Origin of the sequence: Pseudomonas sp. RW10S2 (assembly GCF_014268985.1) — a bacterium.
Classification (GTDB): Bacteria; Pseudomonadota; Gammaproteobacteria; order Pseudomonadales; family Pseudomonadaceae; genus Aquipseudomonas; species Aquipseudomonas wayambapalatensis.
Genome location: NZ_JABWRO010000061.1, coordinates 24958 through 31477, shown reverse-complemented (window position 1 = coordinate 31477; position 6520 = coordinate 24958). Strand labels below are relative to the sequence as shown.

Here is a 6520-nt window from a genome sequence, read left to right as displayed (position 1 = left end):
CTGGCTGCTGGCGTCGCCAGCGCCGCCGACTCGGTGAAGATCTACAACTGGTCCAGCTACGTCGCCCCGGACACGCTGCAGAACTTCCAGAAAGCCACCGGCATCGTGCCCACCTACGATGTCTACGACAGCAACGAGACCCTCGACGGCAAGCTGATGACCGGCAACTCCGGTTACGACGTGGTCTTCCCCTCCAACCACTTCATGGCCCGGCAGATCCAGGGCAAGGCCCTGAAGAAGCTCGACAAGAGCCAGCTGCCGAACTGGCAGAACCTCAACCCGGTGCTGCTCAAGGCGCTGGAAGTGAACGACCCGGGCAACCAGTACGGCTTCCCGTACCTGTGGGGCAGCACCGGCATCGGCTACAACATCGACAAGGTCAAGGCCGTGCTCGGCGACAAGGCACCGGTCGATTCCTGGGACCTGGTGTTCAAGCCCGAGAACATGGAAAAGCTCAAGAGCTGTGGCGTGGCCATGCTCGACAACGGCCCGGAGTTGCTGCCGATCGCCCTGAACTACCTGGGCCTGCCGCCGCACAGTCAGAAGCCTGAGGATTACGAGAAAGCCAAGGAACTGTTGATGAAGGTGCGTCCGTACATCAACTACTTCCACTCTTCGAAGTACACCGGTGACCTGGCCAACGGCAACATCTGCGTGGTGGTCGGCTTCTCCGGCGACGTGCTGCAGGCCAAGAACAGCGCCGAAGATGCGAAGAACGGGGTGAAGGTCGGCTATTCGATTCCCAAGGAAGGTGCGCCGCTGTGGTTCGACATGGTCGCCATGCCAGCCGATGCACCAGACGAGAAAGCCGGCTACGCCTACATGAACTACCTGCTGCAGCCTGAGGTGATGGCCAACATCAGCAATTCGGTGCAGTACGCCAACGGCAATGCCAAGGCAGACGCCCTGGTCGATCCGGCACTCAAGCAGAACACCATGATCTACCCGAGCCCGGACGTGATGGGCAAGCTGTTTGCCCTGGAAGCGATGCCAGCGAAGATCGACCGCATCCGCACGCGGATCTGGACCAGCATCAAAGCGGGGAACTGAAGCCCTCGCATATGCGAAAAACCCCACAGGCACCAGGGTGCCGGTGGGGTTTTGCCGTTATGGGGTCGGCTTCAACGCACCACCGTCACCCGCCCGAACAGCGTCTGCGGCACGAAGCCCATGACCTTGCCCAGCGACGCCAGCGCCAGCAAGGGCTCCTCCACCGGGAAACTGCCGCTGACCTTGCGCTGCGCCAAGGCATCGTCGAGCAGCAGGATGCGCCCCGGGTAATACCGCTCCAGGTCCTTGACCACCTGCGCCAGCGGCACCTGGTAATAGTTCAGCCAGCCCTGGCGCCAGGCCAGGCGACTGTCACTGTCCACGGCACTGATCGCCCCCGCCACGCCCTCGGCGTAGGTCAGTTGCTGGTTGGCGGTCAGCTCACGCGCCACGGCACCGGCAATCGGTGTCACCGCCACCCGTCCACTGCGCACGGTAACCTGGGCGCCGTCGCCCTGCCCGCGTACCTCGAACTGAGTGCCCAGCACCCGCACTTCACCACCCGCCGCATCGACCAGGAACGGCGCACCGGTGTGGGTCACCTCGAAGAACGCCGCGCCACGCAGCAGGTGTACGCGCCGCTCGCCATGGTCGAAATCCACCACCACGGCGCTGTTGGCATCCAGGGTCAGGCGTGACTGGTCGGCCAGGGTGATCTGGCGCACATGCTCATCACTGCGATAGTCGGCACGCAGGTCCTGCAGCCAGTATTGCGGCTGCCAACCGGCCAGGCTGCCCAGTGTCAGCACCAGGCAGGCCGCTGCCGCCAGTGCCCCGCCACGCCGCCCCCAGCGGGCTTTCGGCCGACGCATGGCCTGCAGGTACTGCTCCAGATCCTCGCGTTCCTCTTCAGCCAGGTGCGCGGCGGGTGCTTCGCTCAGTTGCCACACGGCCAGGGCCTCGGCATAAGCGGCGCGGTGCGCAGGATCGGCCAGCAACCAGCGCTTGAACTCGGCGCCTTCGGCTGCCGGAGGATGCTCGTTGATGCGGCTCAGCCAGCCCAAGGCCATGCGCGACTGTTCGGCGGTGATCGGATAGGGCTGGCTCATCGACGGTCGCTCCCTGGCCTGCGCAATGGGGTAGCGGGCTCGGCGACACTCGCCTTGCACGCTTCGAGGGCGCGCATCATATGCTTTTCCACCGCACTCTGGGACACCTGCATGGCCTTGGCGATCTCGCCGTACTTGCAGCCATGGATGCGGTTGAGCAGGAAGATCTGTCGCGTACGTTCCGGCAAGGCGCGCAGCGCCTGCTCGATGCGCCGTAGATCGTGATCGACCTCCAGCGCCTGCTCTGGCGCCTGGACCGACAGCGCCTCGTCGCTGATCGACAGCCCTTCGGTGACACGACCGCGACTGCCCTCGCTGCGCAGGTGATCGATCGCCAGGTTGCCGGCGCAGCGCAGGAGGTAGGTGTCGAGCGCCTCGACCTTGACCGCAGGCCGACGCCAGAAGCGCAGGAACAGTTCCTGGACCAGGTCCGAGGCCGTGGCACGACAGCCGACGCGCCGGCTGACCAGCGCCTCCATGCGTCCGCGCTGGGCCAGGAACACCTGCAGGAAGCGCGCCCGGCCACCGGCCTCGTCGAGGTCAGGCTCGCTCACGCGCCAAACACCGCCACGACCGGCGCCAGCACCAGGCTCGCCGCCGCCAGGCTCAGCAGCAGGCGTGGCTGGTACGGCAGGCCGAACACCCAGAGGGTCAGCCCGGCCATCAACACGGCCGTCCACTCCACCAGCCCCAGCGCCCAGCCACGCAGGTGCACGGCCAGTACCGCCGACAGCACCAGCAGTAGCCAGCCGACGATGCGCAAGGCACGCAACTGGGCCTGCCGCGGCTTGCGACCCAGCAGGTCGGAGAAGTGTTTTTCCATGGCCAGGCACAAGGCAGCCAGGCCGGCGAAGGTGAACAGCGCCAGGCTCAGCATCAACTCGCCTCCACGGTTTCGGCGCGGGCCTTGACCTTGGCCGAGCGCTTGGCGACCGGCTTGGGCGCGCGCAGCATCTTGCCGGCCGCCCAGCCGAGGAACAGGCCGGTGGCCAGGGCCGTGAGATCGAACCCAGCCATCGCCCAGTCACCGACGATCAGCGAATGATCCAGACCTTGGCCTGTAGTCACGGCATTGAGCAACGGCAACGCTGCGAACACCAGGGCCCCCAGCGCCAACTGCTCGCCCCAGGCGCGACGCCCGGGACGCAGCATGGCGTGCAGCAGCGACAGTGCCCAGACCAGAAAGAACGCATTGACCTCCCAGTCGGCCCGCCCTTGCAGCCCGACCGGCAGCAGGCGATTGGCCCAGAAGAACGCCGCCACGCCCAGCAGCAGGCCGCTCATGCTGGCGATGTTGAGCACCTCGACCAGGCGCAGCTCCGCGGGCATGCGCTCGCTCTTGGCATGCTTGAGCTGACGCTTGCCCAGCCACATCACAAGGCCAGTGCCGATCACCGCCGTGCCGGCGACCCCGAAGACGAAGTACAACCAGCGCAGCCAGGGCCCGGCGAAGTTGCCCATGTGCAGGCCGACGAAGGTGAAGGAGGTCATCATCGCCGCGCTTTCCGGCGCACCCTGGGTGAGCAGTGCACCGGTGGCACCGTCGAAGGTCCAGTTGGCGCTGCGCTTGTACGCGACACTGTCGGCCGAGGCACGGCTCAAGGTGACGCGGGCATTCTGGTCGCCAGGGTTCTGTACCTGGATGAAGCCCATACGCGCGCCTGGCGCCTGCTCCTGGACCTTGGCGTACAGGCTCGACAGGGGGACCAGCGGCGCGGCCACACCAGCCACCTTCGGCACTTCGTCGCGGCCGAACAGGTCGTTGAAGTAACCGTTGGCGCTGCCATAGCTGGCCATGATCCCGGCAGGCATGACCATGTACATGAAGATCACCAGACTGCTGTAGCTGATCATCAGGTGGAAGGGCAGCACCAGCACGCCGATGGCGTTGTGGCCATCGAGCCAGGAGCGCTGGCCCTTGCCGGGGCGGAAGGTGAAGAACTCCTTGAAGATCTTCTTGTGGGTGATGATCCCGGTCACCAGCCCCAGCAGCATGATGAAGGCACAGAAGGTCGACAGCCAGCGCCCCCAGGGGTGCGGCATCTCCAGTTGGAAGTGGAAACGGTAGAAAAAGTCGCCGCCACGGCTGTCGCGGCCCTCGACCATCTCGCCGCTGGCCGCGTCCAGTTCCTTGCTGGTGAAGCCGCGTCGCCCACCGGCGTTGGGGTCGCGATAGCCGACGCTCAGCGCCGCCTCGCGCTCGCTGGGCAGGCGGATGAACCAGGTGCTGGAATCGGCGGCGTTGGCTTGCAGGTAGCGCTGCGCCATCTCCAGGCTGGCCGCCGGATTCAGCGGATGGCTGTGGATCTCCGGTTTGCTCCAGTGGTTGATCTCTTCCTTGAAGTAGGCAAGCGTGCCGGTGAGGAAGATGGCGAACAACAGCCAGCCGAAGATCAGGCCGGTCCAGGTGTGCAGCCAGGCCATGGCCTGGCGGAAGCCCTCTTTCATGGGTTCTTCATCCAATAAGCCAGCCCGCCGATCGCGCCCAGCACGAGGCTTGGCAGCAAGACGCCCAGCCAGGCGCGCAATGCGCTGCGGCAGGCGAAGCACCAGATGAAGGCGAGCAGATAGAACACGAACGAAAGCATCATCCCGGTCAGTGCCGCATCGACCTGGGCGCCGGGCATCAGCAGGCTGACGCAGACGCTGGCCGCCGAGGCCAGCAGGTAGCCCCCCAGCAAGGCAGCCAGACTGCGCGAGGTCACGGCCAGGCGGTAGCTCAGGGGCAGGCCGGCGGCTTTGCTTTTCATGGGGCGACGGTCCGGGGACAGGTTGAGAGGGGTGCAATAGTAATGATTTCAATTCTCATAAGCAAAGATTGGGGATGAGCTGCGCCCGGCCCAACAGGATTGCGACACCACACCACCCTGAATATAATGCGAACAATTCTTACTCCCAATCGCGTCATCGGACGCCGGAGTCACCTCGGTGTCCAGTGCCCTCTCCTCCACCGTCGAAGGCCTCTACCACGCCCACCACAACTGGCTGACCGGTTGGCTGCGCCGTCGCCTGGGCTGCCCGCAGAGCGCCGCCGACCTGGCCCAGGACACCTACGTGCGCCTGCTCCAGGCTCGCGACACCCCACAGTTGATCGAGCCCCGGGCTTTCCTCGCCACCGTCGCCAAGCGCGTGCTGTGCAACCATTTCCGCCGCCAGGAGCTGGAGCGTGCCTACCTCGAAGCCCTGGCCCAGGTGCCCGAGCGCCTGGCGCCAAGCGAGGAAGAAAAGGCGCTGATCTTCGAAACCCTGCTCCAACTCGACCGCCTGCTCGATGGCCTGCCGCCACTGGTCAAACGCGCCTTCCTGCTGGCCCAGATCGATGGCCTGGGCCAAGCCGAGATCGGCCGTGAACTGGGTATCTCCCTGGCGACGGTCAAACGCTACCTGCACAAGGCAGCCCTGCGCTGTTATTTCGCCCTGTGAGCGCAGGCATCTCGCCCCAGGTCGCCGAGCAGGCGGTGCACTGGCTGATCGAATCCCAGGGGGCCGATTTCGATCCGGCCCAGCAGCAGGCACTCGAACACTGGTTACAGGCGGACGGCGAACACCAGCGCGCCTGGGCGCATATCCAGCAGGTCAACCAGCGTCTGCGTGGCGCGACCTCGCCCGTGGTGCACGCCACCTTGCAGGCACCACCCTCCCCGGCCCGGCGTCGCGCGCTCAAGGCGTTGCTGCTGGCGGGCGTGGCCAGTGCCACCGGGCTGGGATTGCAATCGCACAATCCGTTGCCAGGGCTGATGGCCGACTACCGCAGCCCCGTGGGCCAGCGCCGACGCCTGCCGCTGGACGACGGCAGCCTGTTGCGACTGAACACCCGCAGCGCCGCCGATGTGCGGTTCGATGGGCAGCAACGTTACGTGCACCTGCTCGACGGTGAGTTGTCGCTAGACGTCGCCCGCGATACCCGCCCGCTGGTGTTGCGCACCGACGATGGCAGCCTGCAACTCGAAAGCGGCCGCTTCAACGTGCGCCAGTTCGAGGGGTTCAGCCAGGTCTCGGTGTTCAGCGGCATGGCTCGGCTACAGGGCCAGGTGCTGCTCGCGGGGCAGCAAGCCCGCCTGGCAGCGGGCCACTGGGAAAGTATCGGCGCGCTGGATCGCAACATTGGCGCCTGGGTCGATGGGATGCTGGTGGTCTCGCAGATGCGCCTGGGCGAGTTTCTCGCCGAGCTGTCACGTTATCGCCACGGACAGCTGGGCTGCAGCGAGCAGGTCGCAGGGCTGCGGATTTCCGGGTCGTACCCGCTGGATGACAGCGAACGGATCCTGGAGATGCTGGAGGTGGCGCTGCCGGTGCGGGTGCGGCGGTTCACCCGGTACTGGGTCAAGGTCGAGGCGGTTTGAGCCTGTGCCGACAACTATTTTTCTTCCAACCTGAGCCATTTCGCTTCCCTCGCGTGACAGAGCAGGCAGAACCCTCCT

The 6520-nt window shown here is 65.8% G+C and carries 8 protein-coding genes; 3 read left to right on the top strand and 5 right to left on the bottom strand.

Annotated elements, in window-relative coordinates:
- Positions 1 to 1050: polyamine ABC transporter substrate-binding protein (locus HU729_RS14695; RefSeq protein WP_238348378.1), on the top strand; the 1050-nt coding region annotated here is incomplete at its 5' end.
- A 71-nt stretch (positions 1051 to 1121) separates the two neighbouring features.
- Here the strand turns inward: HU729_RS14695 and HU729_RS14690 are convergent.
- Genes HU729_RS14690 through HU729_RS14670 form a run of 5 tightly spaced genes read right to left on the bottom strand, consistent with a single transcriptional unit; the run spans position 1122 to position 4849 of the window.
- Positions 1122 to 2099: a FecR domain-containing protein gene (locus HU729_RS14690; protein WP_186710708.1), complete on the bottom strand. Its 978-nt coding sequence runs from the start codon at positions 2097 to 2099 to the stop codon at positions 1122 to 1124.
- Complete coding sequence (locus HU729_RS14685; protein WP_186710706.1) at positions 2096 to 2653, bottom strand: sigma-70 family RNA polymerase sigma factor; 558 nt, start codon at positions 2651 to 2653, stop codon at positions 2096 to 2098. The genes HU729_RS14690 and HU729_RS14685 overlap by 4 nt, the downstream gene beginning before the upstream one ends.
- Positions 2650 to 2976 (bottom strand): DUF3325 domain-containing protein, encoded by a 327-nt coding sequence (locus HU729_RS14680; RefSeq protein ID WP_186710704.1) that lies wholly within the window; start codon positions 2974 to 2976, stop codon positions 2650 to 2652. Before HU729_RS14680 ends, HU729_RS14685 begins: the two co-directional genes overlap by 4 nt.
- Positions 2976 to 4547, bottom strand: a complete 1572-nt coding sequence (locus HU729_RS14675) for a PepSY-associated TM helix domain-containing protein (RefSeq protein WP_186710702.1) — start codon at positions 4545 to 4547, stop codon at positions 2976 to 2978. The genes HU729_RS14680 and HU729_RS14675 overlap by 1 nt, the downstream gene beginning before the upstream one ends.
- On the bottom strand, positions 4544 to 4849 hold the full coding sequence (locus tag HU729_RS14670) for a DUF3649 domain-containing protein (RefSeq protein WP_054893493.1): 306 nt from the start codon (positions 4847 to 4849) through the stop codon (positions 4544 to 4546). Before HU729_RS14670 ends, HU729_RS14675 begins: the two co-directional genes overlap by 4 nt.
- A gap of 178 nt (positions 4850 to 5027) precedes the next feature.
- Here HU729_RS14670 and HU729_RS14665 point away from each other — a divergent pair, with 178 nt between their 5' ends.
- Both HU729_RS14665 and HU729_RS14660 read left to right on the top strand, forming a co-directional pair.
- Positions 5028 to 5522: a sigma-70 family RNA polymerase sigma factor gene (locus HU729_RS14665; RefSeq protein ID WP_186710699.1), complete on the top strand. Its 495-nt coding sequence runs from the start codon at positions 5028 to 5030 to the stop codon at positions 5520 to 5522.
- Complete coding sequence (locus tag HU729_RS14660; protein WP_186710698.1) at positions 5519 to 6442, top strand: FecR domain-containing protein; 924 nt, start codon at positions 5519 to 5521, stop codon at positions 6440 to 6442. Before HU729_RS14665 ends, HU729_RS14660 begins: the two co-directional genes overlap by 4 nt.
- Positions 6443 to 6520: the final 78 nt, after the last annotated feature.

What these genes read in the sequence shown, in the direction of transcription:
- HU729_RS14670 (WP_054893493.1), bottom strand. Translation starts at nt 4,849, where the DNA reads ATGAAAAGCAAAGCCGCCGGCCTGCCCCTGAGCTACCGCCTGGCCGTG.
- HU729_RS14675 (WP_186710702.1), bottom strand. Translation starts at nt 4,547, where the DNA reads ATGAAAGAGGGCTTCCGCCAGGCCATGGCCTGGCTGCACACCTGGACC.
- HU729_RS14680 (WP_186710704.1), bottom strand. Translation starts at nt 2,976, where the DNA reads ATGCTGAGCCTGGCGCTGTTCACCTTCGCCGGCCTGGCTGCCTTGTGC.
- HU729_RS14690 (WP_186710708.1), bottom strand. Translation starts at nt 2,099, where the DNA reads ATGAGCCAGCCCTATCCGATCACCGCCGAACAGTCGCGCATGGCCTTG.